25 protein-coding genes and 1 riboswitch are annotated in these 23,003 nt (G+C 49.2%); of the genes, 11 read left to right on the forward strand and 14 right to left on the reverse strand.

The features are described from left to right. The first annotated feature begins 40 nt into the window (after window positions 1–40). Genes sbcD through L3V45_RS05315 form a run of 3 tightly spaced genes read left to right on the forward strand, consistent with a single transcriptional unit; the run spans window position 41 to window position 4,911 of the window. Window positions 41–1,213: an exonuclease subunit SbcD gene (sbcD, locus tag L3V45_RS05305; RefSeq protein ID WP_088037063.1), complete on the forward strand. Its 1,173-nt coding sequence runs from the start codon at window positions 41–43 to the stop codon at window positions 1,211–1,213. Beyond that, window positions 1,210–4,602, forward strand: a complete 3,393-nt coding sequence (gene sbcC / locus L3V45_RS05310; RefSeq protein ID WP_236837281.1) for an exonuclease subunit SbcC — start codon at window positions 1,210–1,212, stop codon at window positions 4,600–4,602. The genes sbcD and sbcC overlap by 4 nt, the downstream gene beginning before the upstream one ends. A gap of 15 nt (window positions 4,603–4,617) precedes the next feature. Beyond that, a complete protein-coding gene (locus tag L3V45_RS05315) occupies window positions 4,618–4,911 on the forward strand; it encodes a hypothetical protein (protein ID WP_003155144.1) in 294 nt (97 codons plus the stop codon). 43 nt (window positions 4,912–4,954) lie between these two features. On the opposite strand, the gene L3V45_RS05320 is transcribed toward L3V45_RS05315, so the two are convergent. The 7 genes from L3V45_RS05320 to L3V45_RS05350 all read right to left on the reverse strand — a co-directional run bounded on the left by L3V45_RS05320 (window position 4,955) and on the right by L3V45_RS05350 (window position 7,304). After that, window positions 4,955–5,173 carry a spore germination protein gene (locus L3V45_RS05320; protein WP_003155143.1) on the reverse strand — a complete coding sequence of 73 codons (219 nt, stop codon included), beginning with the start codon at window positions 5,171–5,173 and terminating at the stop codon, window positions 4,955–4,957. 39 nt (window positions 5,174–5,212) lie between these two features. Next, window positions 5,213–5,608, reverse strand: coding sequence for a spore germination protein GerPE (locus tag L3V45_RS05325; protein ID WP_003155142.1), 396 nt, complete (start codon window positions 5,606–5,608; stop codon window positions 5,213–5,215). After that, window positions 5,608–5,784: a hypothetical protein gene (locus tag L3V45_RS05330; RefSeq protein WP_003155141.1), complete on the reverse strand. Its 177-nt coding sequence runs from the start codon at window positions 5,782–5,784 to the stop codon at window positions 5,608–5,610. The genes L3V45_RS05325 and L3V45_RS05330 overlap by 1 nt, the downstream gene beginning before the upstream one ends. After that, a complete protein-coding gene (locus tag L3V45_RS05335; RefSeq protein ID WP_003155139.1) occupies window positions 5,781–6,398 on the reverse strand; it encodes a spore germination protein GerPC in 618 nt (205 codons plus the stop codon). Before L3V45_RS05335 ends, L3V45_RS05330 begins: the two co-directional genes overlap by 4 nt. Before the next feature lie 35 nt (window positions 6,399–6,433). Next, window positions 6,434–6,670 (reverse strand): spore germination protein GerPB, encoded by a 237-nt coding sequence (locus L3V45_RS05340; protein WP_003155138.1) that lies wholly within the window; start codon window positions 6,668–6,670, stop codon window positions 6,434–6,436. Between the two features lie 12 nt (window positions 6,671–6,682). Further along, window positions 6,683–6,904, reverse strand: a complete 222-nt coding sequence (locus L3V45_RS05345) for a spore germination protein (protein WP_003155135.1) — start codon at window positions 6,902–6,904, stop codon at window positions 6,683–6,685. Between the two features lie 190 nt (window positions 6,905–7,094). Beyond that, window positions 7,095–7,304, reverse strand: coding sequence for an aspartyl-phosphate phosphatase Spo0E family protein (locus L3V45_RS05350; RefSeq protein ID WP_003155132.1), 210 nt, complete (start codon window positions 7,302–7,304; stop codon window positions 7,095–7,097). Between the two features lie 215 nt (window positions 7,305–7,519). On the opposite strand from L3V45_RS05350, the gene L3V45_RS05355 reads away from it, so the two are divergent. Continuing rightward, window positions 7,520–8,425 carry a fumarylacetoacetate hydrolase family protein gene (locus tag L3V45_RS05355; protein ID WP_014417375.1) on the forward strand — a complete coding sequence of 302 codons (906 nt, stop codon included), beginning with the start codon at window positions 7,520–7,522 and terminating at the stop codon, window positions 8,423–8,425. A gap of 93 nt (window positions 8,426–8,518) precedes the next feature. Further along, entirely contained in the window at window positions 8,519–8,875 is a 357-nt protein-coding gene (locus L3V45_RS05360; RefSeq protein WP_003155128.1) for a YisL family protein, read from the forward strand. 241 nt (window positions 8,876–9,116) lie between these two features. Here L3V45_RS05360 and L3V45_RS05365 read toward each other — a convergent pair whose 3' ends face one another. Beyond that, entirely contained in the window at window positions 9,117–9,659 is a 543-nt protein-coding gene (locus L3V45_RS05365) for a DUF2777 family protein (RefSeq protein WP_170936233.1), read from the reverse strand. A 175-nt stretch (window positions 9,660–9,834) separates the two neighbouring features. Between L3V45_RS05365 and asnB the strand changes: the two genes are divergently transcribed. Together asnB and L3V45_RS05375 are read left to right on the forward strand one after the other, a co-directional pair. Beyond that, window positions 9,835–11,676 (forward strand): asparagine synthase (glutamine-hydrolyzing), encoded by a 1,842-nt coding sequence (asnB, locus tag L3V45_RS05370; RefSeq protein ID WP_095315297.1) that lies wholly within the window; start codon window positions 9,835–9,837, stop codon window positions 11,674–11,676. A gap of 85 nt (window positions 11,677–11,761) precedes the next feature. Beyond that, window positions 11,762–12,502 (forward strand): squalene/phytoene synthase family protein, encoded by a 741-nt coding sequence (locus L3V45_RS05375; RefSeq protein WP_003155122.1) that lies wholly within the window; start codon window positions 11,762–11,764, stop codon window positions 12,500–12,502. Between the two features lie 35 nt (window positions 12,503–12,537). On the opposite strand, the gene L3V45_RS05380 is transcribed toward L3V45_RS05375, so the two are convergent. After that, a complete protein-coding gene (locus tag L3V45_RS05380) occupies window positions 12,538–13,905 on the reverse strand; it encodes an MATE family efflux transporter (RefSeq protein WP_003155121.1) in 1,368 nt (455 codons plus the stop codon). A 122-nt stretch (window positions 13,906–14,027) separates the two neighbouring features. Between L3V45_RS05380 and L3V45_RS05385 the strand changes: the two genes are divergently transcribed. From L3V45_RS05385 to iolG, 3 genes are all read left to right on the forward strand, one after another. Beyond that, window positions 14,028–14,891 carry an AraC family transcriptional regulator gene (locus L3V45_RS05385; RefSeq protein ID WP_003155120.1) on the forward strand — a complete coding sequence of 288 codons (864 nt, stop codon included), beginning with the start codon at window positions 14,028–14,030 and terminating at the stop codon, window positions 14,889–14,891. A gap of 35 nt (window positions 14,892–14,926) precedes the next feature. Beyond that, entirely contained in the window at window positions 14,927–15,952 is a 1,026-nt protein-coding gene (locus L3V45_RS05390) for a LacI family DNA-binding transcriptional regulator (protein WP_025852006.1), read from the forward strand. A 225-nt stretch (window positions 15,953–16,177) separates the two neighbouring features. Continuing rightward, on the forward strand, window positions 16,178–17,209 hold the full coding sequence (iolG, locus tag L3V45_RS05395; RefSeq protein ID WP_003155118.1) for a scyllo-inositol 2-dehydrogenase: 1,032 nt from the start codon (window positions 16,178–16,180) through the stop codon (window positions 17,207–17,209). Between the two features lie 45 nt (window positions 17,210–17,254). Here the strand turns inward: iolG and L3V45_RS05400 are convergent, their stop codons facing one another. The 5 genes from L3V45_RS05400 to L3V45_RS05420 all read right to left on the reverse strand — a co-directional run bounded on the left by L3V45_RS05400 (window position 17,255) and on the right by L3V45_RS05420 (window position 21,952). Beyond that, entirely contained in the window at window positions 17,255–17,749 is a 495-nt protein-coding gene (locus L3V45_RS05400; RefSeq protein ID WP_015388457.1) for a DinB family protein, read from the reverse strand. Window positions 17,750–17,921: 172 nt separating this feature from the next. Further along, window positions 17,922–18,548, reverse strand: a complete 627-nt coding sequence (locus L3V45_RS05405; protein ID WP_014304763.1) for a pentapeptide repeat-containing protein — start codon at window positions 18,546–18,548, stop codon at window positions 17,922–17,924. A 235-nt stretch (window positions 18,549–18,783) separates the two neighbouring features. Beyond that, window positions 18,784–19,224 carry a GNAT family N-acetyltransferase gene (locus tag L3V45_RS05410; protein WP_236837282.1) on the reverse strand — a complete coding sequence of 147 codons (441 nt, stop codon included), beginning with the start codon at window positions 19,222–19,224 and terminating at the stop codon, window positions 18,784–18,786. A gap of 82 nt (window positions 19,225–19,306) precedes the next feature. Next, window positions 19,307–21,148, reverse strand: coding sequence for a bifunctional homocysteine S-methyltransferase/methylenetetrahydrofolate reductase (locus tag L3V45_RS05415; protein WP_236837283.1), 1,842 nt, complete (start codon window positions 21,146–21,148; stop codon window positions 19,307–19,309). An 89-nt stretch (window positions 21,149–21,237) separates the two neighbouring features. Then, window positions 21,238–21,360: riboswitch (SAM riboswitch) on the reverse strand. A gap of 100 nt (window positions 21,361–21,460) precedes the next feature. After that, on the reverse strand, window positions 21,461–21,952 hold the full coding sequence (locus L3V45_RS05420; protein ID WP_003155112.1) for a YajQ family cyclic di-GMP-binding protein: 492 nt from the start codon (window positions 21,950–21,952) through the stop codon (window positions 21,461–21,463). A 99-nt stretch (window positions 21,953–22,051) separates the two neighbouring features. Between L3V45_RS05420 and L3V45_RS05425 the strand changes: the two genes are divergently transcribed. Then, window positions 22,052–22,948: a CvfB family protein gene (locus L3V45_RS05425; RefSeq protein ID WP_169539338.1), complete on the forward strand. Its 897-nt coding sequence runs from the start codon at window positions 22,052–22,054 to the stop codon at window positions 22,946–22,948. Window positions 22,949–23,003: the final 55 nt, after the last annotated feature.

The following is a 23,003-nucleotide window of genomic DNA, read 5'->3' on the forward strand; positions in this document are numbered from 1 at the left end:
GCGGATCTTTTTTTCTATCAAAAAGTGAGGTGAATGCGGTATGCGCATTTTACATACAGCTGACTGGCACCTCGGCAAAACGCTGGAAGGCAGAAGCCGGCTGAGCGAGCAGGCCGAAGTACTGGAAGAGCTGAATACCATTGTCAAGGAAGAAAACATTGATGCGGTCATTATGGCGGGGGATGTATTCGATACGGTCAACCCGCCTGCGCTCGCTGAACAATTGTATTACGAAAGTCTTTCCGCGCTTTCTGACGGCGGAAAACGCCCGGTTGTCGTCATTGCCGGAAACCATGACAATCCCGACAGGCTGGCGGCGGCTTCTCCGTTAACAAATGAGCGCGGCATTCATTTAATCGGCTATCCGCGGACAGAACCCGTCCATATTGAGGTGCCGTCGGCGGACGAGCTGTTAGCCGTAGCCGCGCTGGCATATCCGTCAGAGGCGAGATTAAACGAAGTGCTTTCTGATACGTTTGAGGAAAAGCTTCTTCGCGATCATTACGATGTGAAAATCAGAGAGGCGTTTGCTCACATGTGCGGACTGTGCCGGAACGATGCCGTGAAAATCGCGGCGAGCCACATTTATGTCGCGGGGGGAAATCAGACCGATTCAGAGCGTCCGATTGAAGTCGGGGGCGCTTACACGGTCGCCGCTGACAGCCTGCCGGCTGATGCGGCTTACGTGGCTCTCGGCCATCTCCACCGTCCGCAAACGATCAAGCGCGCCAAGACGGCTGCCCGTTATTCAGGCTCTCCGCTCGCATACAGCTTTTCGGAAGCCGGTTATGCCAAATCGGTGACGGTGGTAGAAGCGAAGCCCGGCGGAAAAGCGAAGTGGGAAGAGATTTTCCTGTCTTCCGGTAAACCGCTCGTCAAATGGAAAGCGCAGGGGCTGAGCGAGGTTCACGGCTGGCTTGATGAAGGGCGTGACCGGAATGCCTGGATCGATCTTGATATCCATTTGACGGATCAGCTTTCTCTCGAGGAAATTCATCGGCTGAGAAAGGCGCATCCCGGCTTTATCCATATCAGGCCGGTTTTTGAAGAAAAAGAGACCGAAAATGACCGGATTGAAGTGAAACACACATCAATTGAGGATCGATTTAAGAAGTTTTATGAAAAACAAACGGGCGGCGGCGTGCCGGATGAGGAGATGGTCAAGCTGTTTTTAGAGCTTGCGTCAGCAGATGATGAGGAGGATGCGACATGAAGCCGATTCTGTTAACGATAAAAGGGCTCCACAGCTTCAGGGAGGAACAGACCATTGATTTTGCCGGACTGTCAGGAGCCGGGGTGTTCGGGATTTTCGGGCCGACCGGAAGCGGAAAATCGTCGATCCTTGATGCCATGACACTCGCTTTATACGGAAAAGTGGAGCGCGCCGCAAATAATACGCACGGCATTCTGAATCATGCCGAAGATCAGCTTGCCGTCTCATTTACATTCGCGCTTCAATCCGGCCACCGGGTTTCCTACAAGGTCGAGCGCGTTTTTAAGAGAACGGATGAAACGAAAGTAAAAACCGCCCTCTGCCGGCTGATTGAAATCAAAGACGAACAAACGGTGCTGGCCGATAAAGCGAATGAAGTGAACAAAAAGGTAGAGGAGCTTCTTGGCCTGACCATTGACGACTTTACAAGAGCCGTCGTTCTGCCGCAAGGAAAGTTTGCCGAGTTTCTGTCGCTTAAAGGCGCGGAAAGAAGACATATGCTCCAGCGCCTGTTTAATCTGGAACAGTACGGGGACAGGCTTGTCAAAAAATTGCGGCGGCGGGCGCAGGAAGCGGCAGCGAAAAAAAATGAAATGCTGGCCGAACAATCCGGCCTCGGAGACGCAGGAGAAGATGCGCTGAAGCTGGCTGAACAGCAGTTTCACGAAGCGAACGAACGGCTTGAAGCAGCTGAGAAGAAACGGGTCCGGGCAAAAGAGCGTTTTGAAAATCACCAGGAAATTTGGAACTTGCAGACAGAAAGAGATGAATATGAGCGCCGGGAGAAAAAGCTTGAGGAAAGACGCCCGTACATCACGGATTTGACTGAGCGTCTTAAAGAGGCGGAAACAGCTCTCGCCCTTGAGCCGTACGCAGACCGCTGCACCGAAGCCGTCCGCCGGAAGCAGCGCGCCGAACAGGAACACGAACTGGCCAAACGGAAATCAGAGGCGGAAACCGTTTCATTTACCCGGCAAAATGAAGCCTATGAAGCATGGCGCGCCCATAAGGCCGAACAGGAGCCGAAACTTGTCAAGGAAGAAGAGCTGTATCAAAGACTTTCAGCCATTGAACAAAAACTGCTTGAAGCGAAAAAAGAAGCGGAAAAAACAAATGCGGAGCACAGCAAAAAAGAGGAAGAATACGAAGCCGCCTCGAAACAGCTGGCCGCAGTGAAAGACCGCCTGACCCGCGGCCAAAACAGGCAGAATGAGCTGAAAGAAGAGCTGAAAGCAGTTCAGGTGACCGCCGATGAACGGAAAAAATGCCAGACCGCAGCACAGCTGGCGGCGGGCTTTCAGCAGACACAGGAACAAATCACGAAAGAGCGGGCCAATCTGACAACGCAGCTGAAAAACGTGGAGAAGCTCAACAGAGAAAGCGAGTCGCTCACAGCGAAAGCGAAAACGGAAGAGGAAGACATTACGCGCGCTTATCAAACGCTGCAAACCGTTTACCATATGGTCTGTGAAACGGAACGTTCACTGAAAGCCGCAGCCGAACGGGCTGAAAAAACGCAAGCCGATCTCCGCAGGCGCTCAGAGGAAGCGAGAACGGCTGCATTAACAAAAGAATTATCGGAAAAACTGATCGAAGGAAAGCCTTGTCCTGTATGCGGCTCGACGCAGCATGACCGCCCGCGTTCCGCTCATGAAACATTCTCGCCTGATACCGCTGTGCAGGAACATTTGCAGCAGGTGGAAGCACTGCTTTCTGAGGCGGCGGCTCTTTCTCAGGAAGTGCTGACAGCCAAGGTTGCATTAGAAGAACAGTCGGGGCGTTTTACCGAAGAATGTCCGTTTCTGCAAAGCGCCCGGGTTCCGGAGCTGGAAGCCGCTTCTTCCATCAGCGGACGCCCGCTTGATGAAGCGTTCAGCGCCGTCCGCTTGGAATGGAAACAAATGAAACAGGATATGCTGTCGGTAAAAGAGAAGGTCACAAGACTGATCAGCGCGCATCAGCAGACGGTAAAACAAGCTGAGCAGCTTGCCGAACGAATCCGCTACGAGGAAAAAGAAGCCGACCGTCTCAGACATTCATTAGAAGAGCTTGAATCGCTGTCAGAAAGCCGATTGAATCAGTACAACGAAGTCTGCGGTGATATTCCGCCAAACCGGATTGACGCCTGGCAGGCTTCGATAGATGAGAAGGACAGGCAGGCAGAAGAATGTGAGAAGCGCATTGAAACAAGCATCGCATTCCTCAAGGAACATGAAGAGGAGAAAGAACGCCTGCAGGAGATGAAGCATCGGCTTGAACGGGAACGGCTCGAGCTTCACTATGCGTCTGAGCGCCTGCAGCAGGTGATTGACGGATATGAACAAGAGCTCGGAACAGCAGCTGAAGAAACATCAATTTCCGCAAAGCTTGAAGCGGTGCGGCAGGAATTACAGCTGTTAAAATCAAAAGAACAGTCCCTATTCGATGCGCTGAAGCAGGCGCAGCAATCGCTGAATGACGCAAAAGGCCGGGAATCAGGGAGTCTCATGTCACTCAGGGATGCTGAGGCCTCTCTTGAGAAAGCGCAAAACGACTGGCGCGTGAGGTCACAAGACACCGGGTTTACCGAACCGGACCAAGTTAAAAAAAGTCTGCTTCCGCAAGGGCGTGCAGAGGAAATGAAAAAAGAAATTGATGAGTTTCTGGACACCTCAAAACAGCTATCGGCAAATATCAGCCGTGTTACTGATAAATTAGCCGAGCGCCGGATATCGGAGGAAGAATGGACAGCATCCGTTTCTCTGCTGAAGCAGGCAGAGGCTGAGTCAGGCGCCGCCATGGAGGAAAAAGGAGCACAGGCAAAAGCCTTCGCGGTTATGCAAAAACAGCATAAGCGCTTTAAAGAGATTGAAGCCGAACTGAAAAGCTGGCAGACACAGATTGACAGGCTTGATAAGCTCCAGTCTGTATGTAAAGGCAATACATTCGTCGAATTTTTAGCGGAAGAACAGCTGGAAAGCGTGGCTCGGGACGCCTCTGCCCGTCTCGGAGCGCTGACAAGGCAGCGGTATGCCATATTAGTCGATTCAGAAGGCGGTTTCGTCATGCGTGATGACGCGAACGGAGGCGTCAAACGGCCTGTATCAAGCCTTTCCGGCGGGGAGACGTTTCTGACATCGCTGTCGCTTGCGCTTGCCTTGTCCGCCCAGATTCAGCTGCGGGGGCAATACCCGCTGCAATTCTTTTTCTTAGATGAAGGATTCGGGACTCTTGACCAAGGGCTCTTAGACACCGTTGTCACAGCGCTCGAAAAGCTGCAATCGGACAACTTATCCGTCGGAGTGATCAGCCATGTGCAGGAGCTGAGAGCGCGTCTGCCGAAAAAATTAATCGTTCATCCGTCCGAACCGGGCGGGAAAGGCACCCGGGTCACATTGGAGATCATGTAGAAAGGAGAAGGAATTATGGCCGATTCTGCCGAGGGCACATGTGAATTATGCGGCCGCCATCATGTGCGGCTGACGGAACACCACTTAACGCCTAAGGAAGAAGGCGGGACATTCCTTCCGACCGCAATGCTCTGCATCCCTTGTCATAAACAGGTTCACGCGCTCTATACGAATCAGGAGCTTGCGGCAAGGCTCGCGGGAATAGAAGAGCTGCGGCGTGACCCGAAACTCGCGCGGTTTGTGAAATGGATCAGAAAACAGCCGCCGGAAAAGCTTGTAAAAACAAAAAAAGCAAATGAACGAAAATAACGCTGAACCAAAAGCAGCCCTCTTCTGAAAGAGCGGCTGCTTTTTAGGCGTTTCCGACCACATTTTGATCGCTGACATCGGGGTCTATATAGTTTGTCGCATTGACAACGTTGTTTAATAACAGGAAATCTCCGGTATTGCCTGCTCCCGAACCGAGCGCAGATTTAGAAGAGCTTTTTGGAGAAAGGTAAAAGGAATCACCAAAGTTTACGACTCCGCCCGATATGGAATTGATAGCTATAGGTCCGGTAATTGCTGGCATAAACGACACCCTTTATAGAAGTCTCACCGTCATTATATGTCAGGGCTGCTGTGATTGTGAGCTTGGCGTGAAGATCTGCCTAATATGTTTCAGCCGCGAATCTCCCAGAACGACCGACGTCGATCCGATTTGAACCACGGACGCTGACGATACCCCTTGAACTTTTACATTCCTTACCCGAATTGAAGGATTTTCATGGCAGAATGCGCTTTGGACTCCCGTTTCCGGTAACGGCATGACGGCCGGCTGCCGAAAGATCTGGTATTCTTTTTTGTTAAATGAGCCTTCATCATCTCTGTATACAGCAAGACTGCGCTGATCGGCCAATACTTTGATCCGCATATTGATTTCATTCGTATCGCCTGCTTGAAAGACACTCGCAATCCCGACTGAATTGATTTTGGCGTTCCGGAGGCGTGAAATGCGCTTTAACATTATTCCGGCGCCAGCGGCACATAAGGCCCGATAATAAGAGATTCCGGAGGCGTGTCAAAGATGGAAGACAGATAGACGGAATCGGTGTCGCCGATTAATAATAAGGAAGAACTGGATACACCGGTAGACCGGATGTCGCCGACTTCAATATTCCGGTTAATCACTGTAAAAATCATGACGGATCATCACCTTTCATTTCACCAGGTATGTGTTTAATAAAGTGCTCGACGGCCCTGACAATATCACGCTTCACATGTTCGGCAATCTGCTCGGCATATTGCGCGGGCGCCGTATTTTCTTCTTTCGGGACATGGGACAGATAATACTGAATCCGGCTGTCCATCTGCTTTCTGATATCTTCAATAATATGATATTTGTTCGTTTCGTCCAGCCTGCTCTCATACTGAGTTTCGAGCTGCTCTAAAAGCGCGGGGATTTCTTCATTCAGGTACATATCGACGTTTTGACGGATTTGCTGCATTTGCTGGCCCGCCTGTTCCTGCTGCATCATTCCGACCTGCGGAGATGTCTGGCCGACTTCGAAGTTTTGCACGGCATTCGGATCAGTCGGATTCAATCCGATATTCAGCGTTCCTTCCAGCCGTTCAATTTTCAGCTGATCAAATTTATACTCGAGCCGATCGATTCTTGTAGAAGGCTGCTGCTTCAGCGTTGAAATTTCATTTTGGAATTCTTTCAGCTGCCGTTCGAGCTCCTGAATCTGCTGCGCCTGCTGCTGGACGAAAGAATTTAAATTCTGCAGGTAGGATGAAACGGATTGATCATACATGACATTCACCTCGCGTCTCGTTTCCTTCATTAAAACTACCGGCTTGGCGGCTGGAGCGGTACAAATGATGAGGTGCCGGGACCTCCCCCTGTTGTTACAGCCTGCTGCCCCGCGGTGACAGGCGGCGCCGGCTCAACATAACTCCCTGTATTGTACAGATTGGAAAGAGATTTAATTGAACCGGCGCTTCCGATTTGCAGTATGGAGGAATTGCTGACAGATTCTACACGCATGTAATTGATATGGATCGACTGATTGACGTAAAAATTCATACGGCGCCTCCTTTATGCGTTTCCTGCCATCGGCTGATCGATTACATCATTATCGTACACATTCGTTGAATTCCTGTAATTCGTCAGTGTGAGATTGTCTCCGGTATTGAAGCTGCCCGCTCCGGCAAATGTCTTAACCTCTGCTTTTGGAGAAATGGTGATGCAGTCGCCTATATGAACGACTCCGCTCGTACCGACGGCATTAATTTTAAACGCTCCGACAATTGCGGGCATACGAGCACATCCTTTTCGTGAAGATTTTCATGACTGCACTCCAGGAGCTTATCTGGGCTGCCTGCCTAAAATAGCTTATGACAAATGCACATTTTTGTGAGCGGAAAAAACTTTAGACGTAAAAAACACCGGCACTTTACAGATGCCGGGTCTTATACATAAATGATACAGATTTATATACATATCACGTTTATGAGAAAGCCTCTTTTCTTTCGCGGCCGTGCTGAATCTGTGCGGCCGGGTTCGGCCCGCTGTCTTTCGTTTGTTGGATGAGCCCGCCCCGGCACCCGTTTAAAAGGCTGTCCAGCTCCTGGCTGCACCTGATGGTCTCCGTCGCATTGATTCCGAATTTTTGCGCTGTCTCGAATAAAGTTAATCTTTTTTCTTCAATTTTGTTCATCGTGTGATCTCCAATTCTCGATTATTTTGGAAAACATAGGATGATAATAGTATAACCCATTTTGGCCAAGAAGGTTTTATTTCGTCAATATGACTAAAAAAGTGACAATTTTTGATACTCTTTTACACTTATTTTCAGCCTGTTTAAAAGAGGGATTTCCCGCCCGGAGGAAGAATACATAAAGGAATGCCATTTAAAAATGATGGGGGATTAACATGAAATTTGCGACAGGGGAACTGAACAGCCGAAAATTTGTCGGTCTGATTATTGATGATGACAAAATCTTAGATCTGCAAAAGGCTGAAAAAAAATTGTTTGAACTTGAGACGATTCCGGGTTCGCTGATCGAGTGCATTCAAAAAGGAGATAAGTTTGTCGCGCATGCCGGACAGCTTGCGGAATGGGCGAAAAAACCGAATGACGAGTCGGGTTCATTTATGTATGCGCTGTCTGACGTAAAGCTTTGCGCGCCTATTCCGAGACCTTCAAAGAACGTGATCTGCATCGGGAAAAATTATCGTGATCATGCCGTTGAAATGGGGAGTGAGGCGGATATACCGGAGCATCCCATGGTTTTTACGAAAGCCCCGGCTGCCGTTACAGGACACGGAGAAACAGTGAACAGCCACTTGGACGTAACGGAGCAGCTTGATTATGAAGGGGAGCTTGCGGTAATCATATCAAAAAGCGGATCGCACATCTCCAAAGAACATGCGCTTGATCATATATTCGGCTATACAATTGTAAATGATATAACAGCGCGCGATCTGCAGAAAAAACATAAACAGTTTTTTATCGGCAAAAGCCTCGATACGACATGCCCGATGGGCCCGGTCATTGTACATAAGTCGGCCGTCAGTGATCCGCAAAGCCTGAAAGTTGAAACGCGGGTGAACGGAGAACTGCGCCAATCAGGATCAACGGGTGACATGATTTTTCCGATAGCTGAATTAATCGAGACGCTGTCAAAAGGGATGACGCTTGAAGCCGGTGACATTATAGCGACGGGAACGCCGTCCGGTGTCGGAAAAGGGTTTAAGCCGCCGAAATTTTTAAAGCCGGGGGACCGCATTGACATTACAATTGAACCGATCGGCACGCTGTCGAACCAAATCGGATAATTGTGTGTCTTTCGCACGATTGATAATGCTCCGAGCGGCTTGTTGTGGTACCATAAATGAGGCAGATTGATCTGATAGGGGGAATTGAACATAATGACACATTGGCATATTACTTCATGGGTCGTTGCGCTTATCCTGGTGTTTGTCAGCTACGGGCTGTACGGTGCCGGAAAAGCGAAGGGCGCAAAAATTACGCATATGATTCTGCGCTTATTCTACATTATTATTATTCTGACCGGAGCTGAGCTTTTTGTCCGTTTTGCGAATTGGAACGGAGAGTACGCAGGAAAAATGCTGCTCGGCATCATTACCATCGGACTGATGGAAATGCTCGTCATCCGCAAGAAAAAAGGCAAATCAACCGGCGGACTGTGGATCGGTTTTATTATCGTGCTCGTCCTGACGGTGCTGCTCGGCCTTCACTTGCCGATCGGTTTTCACGTATTTTAATCAATCGCTTGAAAAACCCGGATGCATCCGGGTTTTTTTAGTTGCGCAACTGTGCCGCTGAATGAGAAATGCCGTGTTGATGAGGCGAAAGAGATGTCCAGGATGCCAAAAGCGTCAATCACTCTTGTTGCCGCAAAAGCTACGGCTGTGAAGGGTAAAAGCAAACGCCGGCCGTCAATCAGCGTGAAAAACAAAGCTGAATACATCAGGCGGCACCTATTTAAAAGGTGCCGCCTGTTTGTTACGCGGTGCCGTCTTGTCTTGCCGCTGAATACATAATGGAGCGCCGCCCGTCAGATGCCGTCCATTCAAATCTGTCGTGTTTACCCGAGCTGCCGCGGTGATGCTGCAGGGCGCATTGTGCGTCATCCGCCGAGAAGTGATAAAACGAAACGCCTTCACCGGAAAACAGCGCCTGATTATAGGAAAATACGCAATCATATACAGACAGGCCGAACCCGTGCAGATGGCTGAGAAACAGCAGAAACGTTTCATCGTCCAGCGAATCGAGCAAGGTTAACAGCGGCCGTTTGACCGCTTTTTCATAACGGATTTCTTCCCCGCCGAGCAGGGGGATGGTGTCTGCGCCGATTTCGGCCGAACCGCCGAAAATCCGTGCCGGCTGCCATCTGCCGTCGCGTTTCATCAATACGTCTGCGTTTCCGAGACTGTCTGCAAGCAGGATATCGCCTTCATCGTTTTCGACGAGGCAGATGCCGTCCTCTATCATCAGTGTGCCGCGCCCCCATTTGTTTTTTTCTGAGAAAAGCTGTTTTCGTTTCATAACCGTGCCCGTCTCCTTTGTTTGTTTCTTCTCTTCCGTTCTTTCCAAATCGGGCTTGTCTCATACAACTCTTAGTGGGACAAATCAACTATCTGCGTTTCTTTGCATAAACTGGGTAAAGTGCTGATAGAAACGAATTTGAAACCGACAGAAACGGGATTGGAGCTGATATCACATGTGTGGAATTGCGGGTTGGGTCGATTTTCAAAAGCAGCTCGTCCAAGAGAAACATATTATGAACAATATGATAGACACTCTTTCAAAACGAGGGCCTGATGATTCAAACGTCTGGGGAGAGCCCCATGTTTTATTCGGACATAAAAGACTTTCGGTCGTTGACATTGAAGGCGGCCGCCAGCCGATGGCCTGCACGCATCAAGAGGAAACGTTCACCATCATTTATAATGGCGAGCTGTATAACACGGAGGAATTGCGGAAGGAGCTTCAGGCGAGGGGCCACCGTTTTGAGAGGACCTCTGATACAGAAGTGCTGCTGCACAGCTATATTGAGTGGCGGGAGGAGTGCGTGGACCGCTTGAACGGTATTTTCGCTTTTGCCATCTGGGATGAAAAGCGAAAGCGGCTCTTCGGGGCAAGAGACCGGCTCGGCGTCAAACCGTTTTTTTATAAAGAACACGGCTCTTCCTTTCTGTTTGGGTCGGAATTGAAAGCCATCCTTGCTCACCCTGATGTGAAAGCCCGCACAGACAGCGGCGGACTTGCGGAAGTATTCGGACTCGGGCCGTCCAGAACTCCGGGCTGCGGGGTGTTTAAAGGAATTCACGAGGTGCGTCCCGCCCATGCGTTCACTTTCTCAAAGGACGGTTTGTCCATATGGCGTTATTGGAATGTAAAGAGCGAAAAGCATACAGACAGCTTCGATGAAACCGCCGCTCACATTCGGTACTTATTTCAGGATGCAGTGACACGCCAGCTCGTATCTGACGTGCCGATTTGCACGTTTTTATCAGGGGGGCTTGATTCGAGCGCGATAACCGCGATAGCCGCCGCTCATTTTGAGAAACAAGGAAGAGATCCCCTTCATACTTATTCAATTGATTATGAGGAGAACAGCAAATTTTTTAAAGCGAGCGCCTTTCAGCCGAATGATGACGGCCCGTGGATCGATAAAATGACAAATGCATTCGGCACACAGCATCATAAGTGCGTGATTACGCAGGATCAGCTGGTTGAACATCTGGAGGAATCCGTTCTCGTTAGAGACCTGCCGGGCATGGCTGATGTTGATTCATCGCTATTATGGTTCTGCCGGGAAATTAAAAAAGATTTTGTCGTGAGCCTTTCCGGAGAATGCGCGGACGAAATTTTCGGCGGATATCCGTGGTTTCACACCGCGGCAGAAGAAGACGGATTTCCTTGGATGAGGTCGACTGAGGAGAGGGTCACGCTCTTGGATGAAAAGTGGCAAAAACGGCTGAATCTTAGAGAATACGTGAATGCGAGATATGAAGAAACCATTGCGGAAACGCCGCTGTTAGACGGTGAGACGGGAACAGATAAAGCGAGACGGCAGCTGTTCTACTTAAATATGCTTTGGTTTATGACCAATCTGCTCGACCGCAAAGACCGCATGAGCATGGGCGCAAGTCTTGAAGTACGGGTGCCGTTCGCCGACCACAGACTTGTGGAATACGTTTGGAATATTCCTTGGGAAATGAAAATGCATGGCAGCCGGGAAAAAGGCATTTTGCGGAAAGCGCTTGAAGGACTGCTTCCTGAAGATATTTTGTACCGCAAAAAAAGCCCTTATCCGAAAACGCATCACCCGAAATACACGCAGGGGGTCACAGAATGGCTGAAAACGATTTTACAACAGAAAGATTCCGTGCTTCACACCCTGCTTGACAGAAAGAAGCTGGAAATGCTGCTGGAGACAGAAGGTTCATCTTTTCAGGTGCCGTGGTTCGGCCAGCTGATGAAAGGCCCGCAGCTGATCGCCCATCTTGCCCAGATCCATACATGGTTTGAGGCGTACCGTATCGATATAGAAGAATAACAGTGCCGCGACCGGTTTCCGCTGAAGGATATCGGTCTTTTTATTGTGAAACATATGGTACACTAAAAAACAGAGGAGTGATACCATGACCGAATACGAAACATGCGCCCAGCTTGCCGAGGTGCACTTTCCTTTATATAAACGGACTTTCTCATCCCTGCCGCCAAAAAACAGGCGGGCCGCATGGGCGGTGCTTGCTTTGTTTCACGAAGCTGATCGGCTTGATATGCAGGAACTTGGGGGATTTGAACAGGCGGCACAAGACTTTCTGAACGGGGCACGCGCCGACGGCTTTTTGTGGGAGGCGCTCACTGATGTGCGGCAGCAATTTGCACTTGAAGAAGAGCCGTTGCGTGAGTTTATCGCCGGCCACATCTCTGACAGAGAAAAAGTAACGTATCAAGAGTTTGATGACCTGCTGATGTACGCGGGCCAAACAGGCGGAGCCCTCGGCCTGCTTCTGCTGCCGGTTTGCGCGCGCCGGAACCAAGAGAAACTCCGCCATGCAGCCGTTTCATTAGGAGCAGCCATTCAGCTGACCCGGGTGCTTCTGGGGGTCCATACGGATGAGCGGTCGAAAAAGCGTCTCCCGCGCCAGGTGATGATGCAATTCGGCTATACGGAAGAAGAGCTGGAGAGCCATACCGTCAACAAAGCTTTTATGAATGTATGGGAGTACATCGCATTCGAGGCCGAGGCGTATTTCGAGGAGGCGTCTGAAGAGCTGGAGCTGTTTCCGTTATACTCAAGACCCGCCGTTACCGGTTTGCTGGCACATTACCGGTCAGAGCTCGGTGACATGAGAAAACGGCTTTCGCAGGCATAAAAAAACGCCCGGCTTCTTAACGAAGCTCGGGGCGTTTATGCAATCCCTTTTTGAATCCAAATCCGCGACCGCCATCTTCTGTACATAAGAATGCCTCTGACCCATTCATCCGCGATAAATGAAATCCAGATGCCCATAAGCCCCAATCCGAAATGGATGCCGAACAGATAAGCGAGAGGCAGTCCGATACCCCACATGGAAATCATCGCCATGTAGACGGGGAATTTTGCATCTCCGGCAGCCCGCAGCGAGTTGATGATAATGACATTAAATGAACGGCCGGGCTCAAGAATGATCGTCATGGCGATCAGCATGCTCGCCGTCGCAATAATGTCAGGGCTGCTTGTGAAAATTCCGATCAGCTGCTTTGAAAACAAGGTCATGATCACGGATGTCAAAGCGGCAATGCCAAGCGCCCAGTACAGACTTTTCATGCAGCGGTCATAAGCGTCGTCAAACCGTTTGGCGCCGATATATCTGCCGATCAAAATCTGTGTGCCCTGGCTGATCGCCGTTCCGAACAGCAGGATAAACATGGTGATGTTTTGTGTATAAACCTTTGTTGTAAGCGCCTGAGCGCCCATAATGGCGATAAAATAAGTGACAACCATTTGTGAAATGTTATAAGACAGCTGTTCGCCGGCAGACGGAATCCCGATTTTCAGGAGTTTCCGCAAGTGCTCTTTATGGACGTGAAAAATCTTTTGCCATGTCAGACCGAGTCCGATGCGTTTTTTGACGATCACAATCATCGCGATGAGCCCGATGATCCGCGCAAAGGACGTTGACATCGCAACACCGGCGACGCCTAACACCGGAAGGCCGAGCGGCCCGAAAATGACAAGAAAGTTTCCGGCAATATTTAAAATATTCATCCCGATCGTAACGAACATCGTATCCTTCGTATGACCGTAGCTTTTTAAAATGGCGCTGAACGTCATAATCAAAGCCTGAATGAAGGACAGCCCGCCGACCACTTGCAAAAAGACTTTGGCATCCGGCATCAATTCATTGGAAAGACCCATCACATGAAGCAGCGGAACGGCCGCAAAAAATATGGCGGCGCTGATGGCGAGACTGATGACAAAGTTCGCTCCTATTGATACATAAGCCACTTCCTGCGCCTCTTTTTTCTGTTTAGATCCTAAAAACTGTGAAATCACAATTGTCGTACCCGTTGCGATAAAGCTGAACATCACGATAATTAAATTTAAAATCTGATTGCTGACACCCACGGCCGCCACACTGTTGTCAGAGTATTGGCTAAGCATAAGAGTGTCGGCGTTTCCCATAAACATATATAATGAAACCTCAATAAATATCGGCCAAGTCAGCGCGTATAATGAGAGTTTGTGATCAGAGGATTGTTTGAATGCAGCCCGTTTTAAAATCGCTTGTTTCATTTCTTTTAACCCCTTTCCTGAAAAAATCAACGTTTAAAAGTGTACCTCCATTTTCTTATAATAAAAAGGGAGAGAAACGAAACTTCTTGCAAAAATCCGACTTAAAAAGGAGGGCCGGAAATATGTCCTTTCTCGAGTTCACAGTCCCTCCGTTCCCGGTCTTTATCGCTGCGGGAGAAGGAGTGTTCAAAAAAGGCGAAACCCATGTGAGACGGGTCTTCCCGGTGTTTGATCTGCTGTATGTGAAAGAAGGCGTCCTCTACATTACAGAAGACGAAAACGCCTTTTCCGTTGAAGCGGGAGAATATATTCTGCTTTCTCCCGGGCTTGAACATTACGGAACAAAAGGCAGTGAAGAAACGACATCCTATTCGTGGCTTCATTTTGAAGGAGCGGATTATGAGGTGACGGAAACCACCGGGAACAACTGGTCGGAGCTGAGGCGAAAAAAAGGGAGCTTTGAAGAGCCGTCCCGCTACCGCTTGTCCCTGCCGCAAAAAGGGAAGGTGAGACGCCCGCAGTTTATGGCCGGGCAATTCAGTGTGCTGACAGATGAAAGCGCCGAGAACTCCGACCTGCCGCTCAGAAAGCAGATTCTGTTTGAAGAGCTGCTGCTCCATCTTCAGAAAGAAGCGTTCCAAATCCCGTCCGCAAAGGAAAGAGTCGCATGGGAGGCCGCCCGGTACCTGCAGGAGCACTATCAGGAGAAAACAACCATCAAAGCGCTCTCTTCGGCACTTCATTACAACCAAGACTACGTGACCCGCTGCATGCAGCAGGTGCTCGGCGTCACGCCCGGCCAGTATACGAACAAAGTCAGAATGACGGAGGCGAAACGTCTTTTGTCCGCAACCAATGACAAAATGGGGGCGATCGCGGACGCCATCGGCATGGAGGACCCAACCTATTTTTCCAAACTGTTTAAACAGATTGAAGGCATTTCGCCGCTTGAATACCGCAAATTCGTAAGCCGGAAAACGGACTGACCTAATACCAGAGAACAGAAGAGGGATCGGTAAGCATGAAAATGACAATTTACGACGTGGCCGAAAAAGCGGGCGTCTCCATCTCGACCGTCTCGCGGGTCATCAACAATACGGGGAGGATCAGTGACAAAACCCGCCGGATGGTGCTCCGTGTCATGGAGGAGATGGACTATCATCCGAATGTTCACGCATCCGCTTTGACGGGCAAAAAGACGAATATGATCGGCCTGATCACCCCGGACATTTCAAACCCGTTTTTCGGGGAACTGGCGAAAAGCATTGAAGACAGCGCCGGTGTACTTGGGTTTCATATCATTATCTGCAGCACCGATTATCAGCCTGAAAAAGAAACGAAGTATTTTTCGATGCTGCGGCAGAAGCAGGCGGACGGCATTATATTCGCGACGGGACTTGATCATGATGACAGCGTCACGGCGCTTGATGATATTGTGAAATCGGGCATCCCGCTTGCGATGATTACGCAGGATAAACCGCTCGCGCCGATGGACGTCGTCATTATCGATGACTTTCTCGGCGGCTATACGGCGGCTGAGCATCTCATATCTTTAGGCCATGAAAGAATCGCCTGTATCGTCGGAAACGGTTCGACCACGGGTGAAAGAGACAGAATCAAAGGTTTTCAAAAAGCGATGCGGGAAGCGGGGATGACACTAGATGAATCGCTGGTCATACCGACGGAATATTCGCTGGAAAGCGGAAAACAGGCAGCGGGCGAGCTGTTTGACAGAGACCTTCCGACCGCCGTTTTCGCCTTTAATGATGTCTTGTCATGTGCGGCGATACAGGCGGCGCGCTCCCGGGGCATTCGGGTGCCGGAAGACTTGTCCGTCATCGGCTTTGACAATACCATTCTCGCTGAAATGACGGCACCGCCGCTCACGACGATTTCTCAGCCGATCCGCGAAATGGGGCGGCGTGTCGTTGAACTTCTCATTGATGAGATTCAAGGGAAGAAAAAAACAAAAAGCAAAATCATTTTATCTCCGGAACTCGTCATCAGGCATTCTACGGCACCGGTAAAAACGCGCCCTCAGCGATAAGGCGCGTTTTTTTCTGTGAAAAACATTGTCAAACGAGCGAAAAGCATTGTAAAATTAAAACAGCTTTTGAGAAAGCGCTTGCGCAAATACTGCGGATTGCAAGCAAAGAAAGCAAACAGCTTGAGTTGTAAATAAAGCGCTTTCAAAATAATGATTTCTGTTTAATAAGAGAAACCGCTTGCGCCATTGCGGCATGCGGCCTCAAGAAAAAAGGAGCGGTGATAGATGACAGATCAAGTCAGGTGTGCGGTGCTGGGATTAGGACGATTAGGGTATTTTCATGCGAAGCATTTAGCCGGCGAAGTGCGGGGAGCCGAGCTTGCGGCCGTCTGTGACCCGATGAAGGGGAAGGCGGAAGCGTGTGCGAAAGAATTAGGAATCGCCAAATGGACGGAGAATCCGTATGAACTGCTGGAAGATCTCACGATTGACGCCGTCATCATTGTCACGCCGACAAGCACACATGCGGAAATGATCATGAAGGCGGCTGAAAACGGCAAGCACATCTTTGTTGAAAAGCCGCTCACCCTGAGTCTTGAGGAATCGATAAAAGTCATGAAAAAAATCGAAGAAACGGACGTCATCTGCCAGGTCGGTTTTATGAGGCGGTTTGATCCGGCATACGCCGACGCGAAAAGAAGAATCGACGCCGGGGAAATCGGCAGACCCATTTATTATAAAGGATTTACAAGAGATCAAGGCGCACCGCCCGCGGAATTTATCAAACATAGCGGAGGGCTTTTCATTGACTGCTCGATTCATGATTACGACATCGCGAGATATCTCATGAATGCCGAGGTTACGTCCGTCAGCGGGCACGGGAGGATTTTAAAGCACCCGTTCATGGAGGAGTGCGGCGATGTCGATCAGGCATTAACATATCTTGAATTTGATTCGGGCGCGGCCGGCGATGTGGAGGCAAGCCGAAATTCTCCGTACGGCCATGACATCCGCGCGGAAATTATCGGGACGGAGGGAAGCATTTTAGTCGGCACGCTGCGGAAAAGCCATGTCACCATTTTAACGGAGTCAGGCAGCAGCTACGAAATTATTCCGGATTTTCAAGCCCGCTTTAAAGACGCTTACCGTCTGGAGCTTGAGCACTTTGCCGAATGTGTGAAAAAAGGGGAAACGCCGATTGTGACAGACATCGATGCCGCGATTAACTTAAAAATCGGGATCGCCGCGACGGAATCTTTTAAAACCGGAAGGCCTGTAAAGCTTACCCCGGGCGCCCCCGGCTATGCCGGATTATGATAGATTCGAAGTAAAAAAGCAAAGGCCCGGCATGCCTTTGCTTTTTTATAATTCATATGAGAAAAAAATGTAGTCAGTCGGCACGCCTTTATAGCCCATTTGGTGAAGCATCGCGCTTATATTGCCGCGATGGTATGTGCCGTGATTCACAATATGCCGGATCACATCGGCATATGTCGTCCGAAGCGTTCCCATGCGCGGATGAGAAATGGAGATCGGGCCTTCCATGTTCTCCGATTCTCTTAAAAATTCGCTGTATTCTTTGTCCAGTTCAGTCATTCTATGTTCAATCGCCTCAAAATCTCCGTCAAGCTTTTCAAATTGATCAAACTGCGAGACGATTTGTTCGTAAGTTTCTCCGTAAAGCACGTGAAGCCAAATGTAATCAGCCCGGCATATATGCACAAGCACGGCGTTCAAAGTCGGAAAAACACTATCCAGTTCCTGCTGTAAGCTTGCCGCGGGCAGGGTCTTCAGATGCTGAATAACTTGCTCATTTGCCCATCTGTGGTAGTGATACAGCTTTAAAATGTCTGACATTCCAATTCCCCCTTTTCCTTCCGGTACATTCAACATGGCCTGGCCGAATTCCTTTTATCGAAACAAAAGCGCCGCAAAATAAAAAGCAGCACCCCACATCACCAATGCCGAGCATTGATTCAGGATGCCGGGGAGCCGGCCGCCTGTATCCGCGGTTTCGTTTAATAAAAGATTACGTCACGATGGCGCCGAGCGCTTCTGCGAATGTAACGGCATGAGACGGAGAGATGCGGCATCCTTTCAGCTTATCAAGCGAGACGTGCAGATGATCAAATGTGCACGTGCTGATATCCATATTAAAAAGAGACGTGCCGATGAAGTTTGCGCCGTTCAAATCACAGACGTCAAGATCTGTGTATTCAAGAACAGCATCATTCCACTCACTTTCTGAAAGGCCGCACGAGTCAAAACGGACATGCTTCATATTGGAATAGCTGAAGGAGCTGTAATTTGCGAGGCAGTCTTCAAACCGTACATGACGCATGGCGGAATCCGCCAGATTCAAGCCGAGAAGTTTTGAATGCTGAAACGCCGTTCTATGGATGATGCTTCCGCTGAAATCAGCGTTTGAGACATCACATTTGTCAAACAGGACATCCGTACATTCCATATGTCTGAAAGAGACATCCGTAAAAACGGTGTTTCTGAAAATGACTTTTTCGGCGCGCAGGCCGTCCAGTTTGCCGTTTACGATGCCGTTTTCAATGATGACTTCTTTGAGCTCCTCGTCCTGAAGCGCTTCAGTGAAAGAAAGCACCGGCAATTCTTTCGGGATTTTCGGTTTTTGGATCGTATTCATCTCATACTCCCTTTTCTAAACATAATAGCTGAAATCGGCAATTGGCAGATATCGTTTTCGCCCCTGCCCACCCTTGCCGAATTGCGTGTTGTTTACTGAACAAAGGTTAATATCAAAGCGGGATCGCGTCAATAGCGGCGCTTATAAAAGCTTCATTCCGTTTGAACGTCATCCGGCACGCCGAAAGATAACAAAACAAAGCCCTTATAAGGGATGCCAAGGGCTTTTGTCTGTTTCAGGCGAGTTCTTTATACATGATCACATGCGGGCCGATGCCGGGTATGTCAAAGGGGCTGCCCGTGCTTTTCCAGCCGAGCTTTTCGTAATATCCCTTCACGTGACATCTGGCGTTGCACCAGACAAGCGCCGCCCCCATATCTGCCAGTTTTCGTTCCGCATAGGCGATTAACGTGCTTCCCGCTTTTTGCGTCCGGTATTCTTCAAGCGTTGCCATGCCGCGCAGCTGGTAGGCGGGCGCCGCCTGTAAAGCCTGCTGGTTCTGTGGGTAGAAAGAAGCGATGCTGATCAATGTCCCGTCGTAAAAACCTCCGAGATGAAATGCTCCTTTGACGCTGTCCTGATCATATTTACAATCCTCAATCGTCTGATGGGGGCGCAGCACGCAGTGTCTGATCGCGTATGTGTCTTCTGCGGTGATGGGTTTTACTTCAACCATAAAAAAATCCTCCTTTGCTTGATTCTTTTTCTGTATCGTACCATGAAAAAGCCGCCTGTCATATCAGGCGGCCTCTTCCGCGTCAATGCAAATATACATCAGCCCGCTTTTCATCCTTTTGCTTAATATAAGCTGCAAGTTCTGATGTCAAATCAGAACGGAGAAACGGGGTGATTAAATAAATTCCGTTAAACAGTTCGCACGCCGTGTCGAGAAGCGACTTGGCGATGGCGAGGCCTTCGGTTTTCTGCTTTTGCTTGTCTTCGCCGGCGAGCGCCATTTTTTCCCGGATGCTGTCTGACAGCTTAATGCCCGGGATTTCATGATGAATGAACTCTGCGTTGCGGCTGCTCGTTAACGGCATAATTCCGATATACACCGGTGTTTTGAGATGTTTCGTTTCATGATGAATGTCAATGAGCTGCTGCTCCGAGTAGACAGGCTGGGACACGAAGTAGTCAGCTCCGCACTCGATTTTTTTCTCCAGCCGTTTTACCGCTTTATCAAGATGGCGGACATTCGGATTAAATGCTCCGGCTACGGAAAAGTTCGTTTTCTTGCCGAGCGGTTTCCCTGATAAAGAAATGCCTTCGTTGAATTGTTTAATCAGCCTGATCAAGTCAAAGGACGTTAAATCATAGACGGAGGTAGCCCCCGGAAAGTCGCCGATTTTTGAAGGATCACCCGTGATGGCTAAAATGTCGGTGAGCCCGAGCGTATCCAGCCCCATTAAATGTGACTGAAGGCCGATGATGTTGCGGTCTCTGCATGTAATGTGAACGAGAGAACGGATATCAAGGCGCTCTTTCAGCAATGAACCGCAGGCGGCATTGCTGATCCGCGGTGTCGCCAATGAATTGTCGGCAAGCGTCAGCGCTTCTATGCCGGTTTCTTTTAATTCAGCCGCCGCTTGCAGAAATTTGTCAAAATTCAATTTTTTTGGCGGATCTAGCTCTACGATAATTGACCGTTTTTGAGCGGCGATTTCGTTTAAACCCGGCTCGGTCCGTTCGTTCCGAACTGAGATGACTTCTTCTTCCCGTCTGATTTTCACTTCTTTATCAGTGACGGGAGAAAGTCCGCAGACCGCTTCAGCCATGGCTCTGATATGGTTTGGCGTCGTACCGCAGCAGCCGCCGATAATGCGCGCGCCCTGAGTGCGGAACTGTACGGCGCTCTCCCGGAAATAGGCATCGTCCGTATCATAAACAAGCCGGCCTTCTTCTAAAGACGGGAGGCTGCTGTTCGGATAGACCGATAAATAAGCGTCACGGAATATCGGCACTTCGGTGAGCGCTTCAATCATGTGGTACGGGCCGAGCCGGCAATTGATTCCCGTTATGTCAGCGCCGAGATCGGCAATTGACCTGAGGGCTTCCCGAAGCGGCGTTCCGTCCTGCAGCACGCCCTGTTCGTGCATGGATACATTCAGCATAATCGGAAGTTCCGTTTCTTTTCTCGCTATCTTCAGCACTTCGCGCGCCTCTTCTAAATCATAGTATGTTTCCAGGAGCAGACCGTCCGGCTCTTCGTGAAGCAATAAATAAAGCTGCTCCCGAAAGCTGCGTTTAATCTCCTCCAGGCTGTAGGCGTTTTTGTTAAATGTGCGGATGCCGCCCATCGTTCCCAATACATAAGCGCCGTCTGAGGAAGCGCGCGCGATTCTGACCGCCTCCTGATTGATTTTTTTCGTTTCATCCTCAAGTCCGTATCTTGAGAGCTTAATAAAATTCGCGCCGTACGTATTTGTCTGGATGATGTCTGCCCCGGCTTCGACGTAAGCCTTATGTATCCGCTTGATTTCCTCGGGCTTTGATACGTTCAGTTCCTCAAAACATCTGTCAATGCCGTAGGAATAGAGGAGAGTGCCCATCGCGCCGTCCCCGATTAAAATCCGTTCTTTTAAGTCTTGTAATAGTCCCATTGTTTGCCTCCTTCGTCACATTCAGCAAGGAAAAAAGAGAAATAAAAAAAGTCTTCTTAAGAAGAAGACTCTGTAATCATTTGTCTCTCTTCTTATCTTCCAAGCTGTTTTTAGCTTGCTGGATTTAGCACCTTGGTCATGGTTTGGGTTAAACCATTACACCGGTTGCTGAAGCGTCGTCGGGCCAGTCCCTCGGCTTCTCTTGATAAGAACGTTCATGTAATTGTCATGGGTTTCCAAAACTTAACTGTGAAAATCCCTTTCTCCAAATTTACCGAAAATAGAGACAATAATCAATAGGAATCACATAATTTATCTAAAATTAATAAATTGAACGTCAATCGGCAGGTCTGCCCCGCGGACGGCTGCAATAATCTGCTGCAGATCATCTTTATTTTTTCCGGTGACGCGCACTTGGTCGTCCTGAATCTGCGACTTGACCTTCAAGCCGGAGTTTTTAATCACCGCGTTGATTTTTTTGGCGCTGTCTTTATCAATGCCCTGTACAAGCTTCGCGCGCTGGCGCACCGTGCCCCCTGAGGCATTTTCGATTTTGCCGTATTCAATGTTTTTCGTCGGCACGTCCCGTTTGATCAGCTTGCCGCTCAGCACATCTTTGAGCTGATTCAGCTTAAACTCGTCATCAGAAATCAGGACAAGTTCTTCCTTTTCTAAAGTTACATCGCTTTTAGATCCTTTAAAGTCATAGCGCGTGCCGATTTCTTTCAGCGTCATCTGAATCGCATTCTGCACTTCGGGAAATTCAACTTTGGATACAATATCAAAAGAACTTTCTTTTGCCATGAGAAAACCTCCTATAACATTTCACTTATGAGTTGATTATAGTAGAATAAAGAGAAATGTCCAACTGCATAAAGCATGAATTTATGCATATTGGAAAAAATGAGAAAAACATCAGCCCCATACGGGCGAATCAGGAAGGACGATAACATGAGACCAGGGCAGCAGCTCACGCTTAGTATAGATCACCAAACCGATTTCGGTTATTTTTTAACCGACGGCGAGGATACGGTTCTTTTACATAACAGTGAAATTACAGAGGATATTGAAGACAGAGATGAAGTGGACGTATTTATTTACGTCGATCATCAGGAAAGACTCGCGGCGACGATGAAAAAGCCGCTCATCAGCTTTTATGACTACGGATGGGTGGAAGTGACGGACGCTGTGGAGGATATGGGCGTATTCGTCGACGTCGGTCTGTCAAAAGACGCGCTCGTCGCAACGGAGCACCTGCCTCCGTACAAATCCGTCTGGCCGCAAAAAGGCGACAGACTGTATTGCATGCTGAAGGTGACAAGCCGCGGACGCATGTTTGCCAAGCCGGCGCCTGAGGATATCATCAGTGAATTATTTACGGATGCAGAGGAAGACGTCATGAATAAAGACCTGACAGGCACGGTGTACAGACTGATCGCATCAGGCTCTTTTCTGATTACCGATGAAGGCATCCGCGCGTTTATTCACCCTTCAGAAAGAAAAGAAGAGCCGAGACTCGGCAGCCGCGTGACGGGGCGTGTCATCGAGGTGAAGGAAGACGGCTCCGTCAACATGTCCCTGCTGCCGAGAAAGCAGGATGCGCTTTCGGTTGACGCGGAGGAGATTCTGACCTATCTGAGATCAAGAAACGGCGCGATGCCTTACGGAGACAAAAGCGATCCTGACGATATCCGCGAACGGTTTCATTTAAGCAAAGCCGCCTTTAAGCGGGCGCTCGGGCACCTGATGAAAAACGGCAAAGTGTATCAGAAAGACGGCTGGACATACGAAAAACAATAAATTTTCTGCAAAAACATCGGTGAACCAAAACCGGTGTTTTTTATTTTCTCAAAAG

The sequence above is a fragment of the Bacillus sp. R45 genome (genome assembly GCF_021729365.1).
Classification (GTDB): Bacteria; Bacillota; Bacilli; order Bacillales; family Bacillaceae; genus Bacillus; species Bacillus velezensis.

What these genes read in the sequence shown, in the direction of transcription:
- sbcD (WP_088037063.1), top strand. Translation starts at nt 41, where the DNA reads ATGCGCATTTTACATACAGCTGACTGGCACCTCGGCAAAACGCTGGAA.
- sbcC (WP_236837281.1), top strand. Translation starts at nt 1,210, where the DNA reads ATGAAGCCGATTCTGTTAACGATAAAAGGGCTCCACAGCTTCAGGGAG.
- L3V45_RS05315 (WP_003155144.1), top strand. Translation starts at nt 4,618, where the DNA reads ATGGCCGATTCTGCCGAGGGCACATGTGAATTATGCGGCCGCCATCAT.
- L3V45_RS05320 (WP_003155143.1), bottom strand. Translation starts at nt 5,173, where the DNA reads ATGCCAGCAATTACCGGACCTATAGCTATCAATTCCATATCGGGCGGA.
- L3V45_RS05325 (WP_003155142.1), bottom strand. Translation starts at nt 5,608, where the DNA reads ATGTTAAAGCGCATTTCACGCCTCCGGAACGCCAAAATCAATTCAGTC.
- L3V45_RS05330 (WP_003155141.1), bottom strand. Translation starts at nt 5,784, where the DNA reads ATGATTTTTACAGTGATTAACCGGAATATTGAAGTCGGCGACATCCGG.
- L3V45_RS05335 (WP_003155139.1), bottom strand. Translation starts at nt 6,398, where the DNA reads ATGTATGATCAATCCGTTTCATCCTACCTGCAGAATTTAAATTCTTTC.
- L3V45_RS05340 (WP_003155138.1), bottom strand. Translation starts at nt 6,670, where the DNA reads ATGAATTTTTACGTCAATCAGTCGATCCATATCAATTACATGCGTGTA.
- L3V45_RS05345 (WP_003155135.1), bottom strand. Translation starts at nt 6,904, where the DNA reads ATGCCCGCAATTGTCGGAGCGTTTAAAATTAATGCCGTCGGTACGAGC.
- L3V45_RS05350 (WP_003155132.1), bottom strand. Translation starts at nt 7,304, where the DNA reads ATGAACAAAATTGAAGAAAAAAGATTAACTTTATTCGAGACAGCGCAA.
- L3V45_RS05355 (WP_014417375.1), top strand. Translation starts at nt 7,520, where the DNA reads ATGAAATTTGCGACAGGGGAACTGAACAGCCGAAAATTTGTCGGTCTG.
- L3V45_RS05360 (WP_003155128.1), top strand. Translation starts at nt 8,519, where the DNA reads ATGACACATTGGCATATTACTTCATGGGTCGTTGCGCTTATCCTGGTG.
- L3V45_RS05365 (WP_170936233.1), bottom strand. Translation starts at nt 9,659, where the DNA reads ATGAAACGAAAACAGCTTTTCTCAGAAAAAAACAAATGGGGGCGCGGC.
- asnB (WP_095315297.1), top strand. Translation starts at nt 9,835, where the DNA reads ATGTGTGGAATTGCGGGTTGGGTCGATTTTCAAAAGCAGCTCGTCCAA.
- L3V45_RS05375 (WP_003155122.1), top strand. Translation starts at nt 11,762, where the DNA reads ATGACCGAATACGAAACATGCGCCCAGCTTGCCGAGGTGCACTTTCCT.
- L3V45_RS05380 (WP_003155121.1), bottom strand. Translation starts at nt 13,905, where the DNA reads ATGAAACAAGCGATTTTAAAACGGGCTGCATTCAAACAATCCTCTGAT.
- L3V45_RS05385 (WP_003155120.1), top strand. Translation starts at nt 14,028, where the DNA reads ATGTCCTTTCTCGAGTTCACAGTCCCTCCGTTCCCGGTCTTTATCGCT.
- L3V45_RS05390 (WP_025852006.1), top strand. Translation starts at nt 14,927, where the DNA reads ATGAAAATGACAATTTACGACGTGGCCGAAAAAGCGGGCGTCTCCATC.
- iolG (WP_003155118.1), top strand. Translation starts at nt 16,178, where the DNA reads ATGACAGATCAAGTCAGGTGTGCGGTGCTGGGATTAGGACGATTAGGG.
- L3V45_RS05400 (WP_015388457.1), bottom strand. Translation starts at nt 17,749, where the DNA reads ATGTCAGACATTTTAAAGCTGTATCACTACCACAGATGGGCAAATGAG.
- L3V45_RS05405 (WP_014304763.1), bottom strand. Translation starts at nt 18,548, where the DNA reads ATGAATACGATCCAAAAACCGAAAATCCCGAAAGAATTGCCGGTGCTT.
- L3V45_RS05410 (WP_236837282.1), bottom strand. Translation starts at nt 19,224, where the DNA reads ATGGTTGAAGTAAAACCCATCACCGCAGAAGACACATACGCGATCAGA.
- L3V45_RS05415 (WP_236837283.1), bottom strand. Translation starts at nt 21,148, where the DNA reads ATGGGACTATTACAAGACTTAAAAGAACGGATTTTAATCGGGGACGGC.
- L3V45_RS05420 (WP_003155112.1), bottom strand. Translation starts at nt 21,952, where the DNA reads ATGGCAAAAGAAAGTTCTTTTGATATTGTATCCAAAGTTGAATTTCCC.
- L3V45_RS05425 (WP_169539338.1), top strand. Translation starts at nt 22,052, where the DNA reads ATGAGAAAAACATCAGCCCCATACGGGCGAATCAGGAAGGACGATAAC.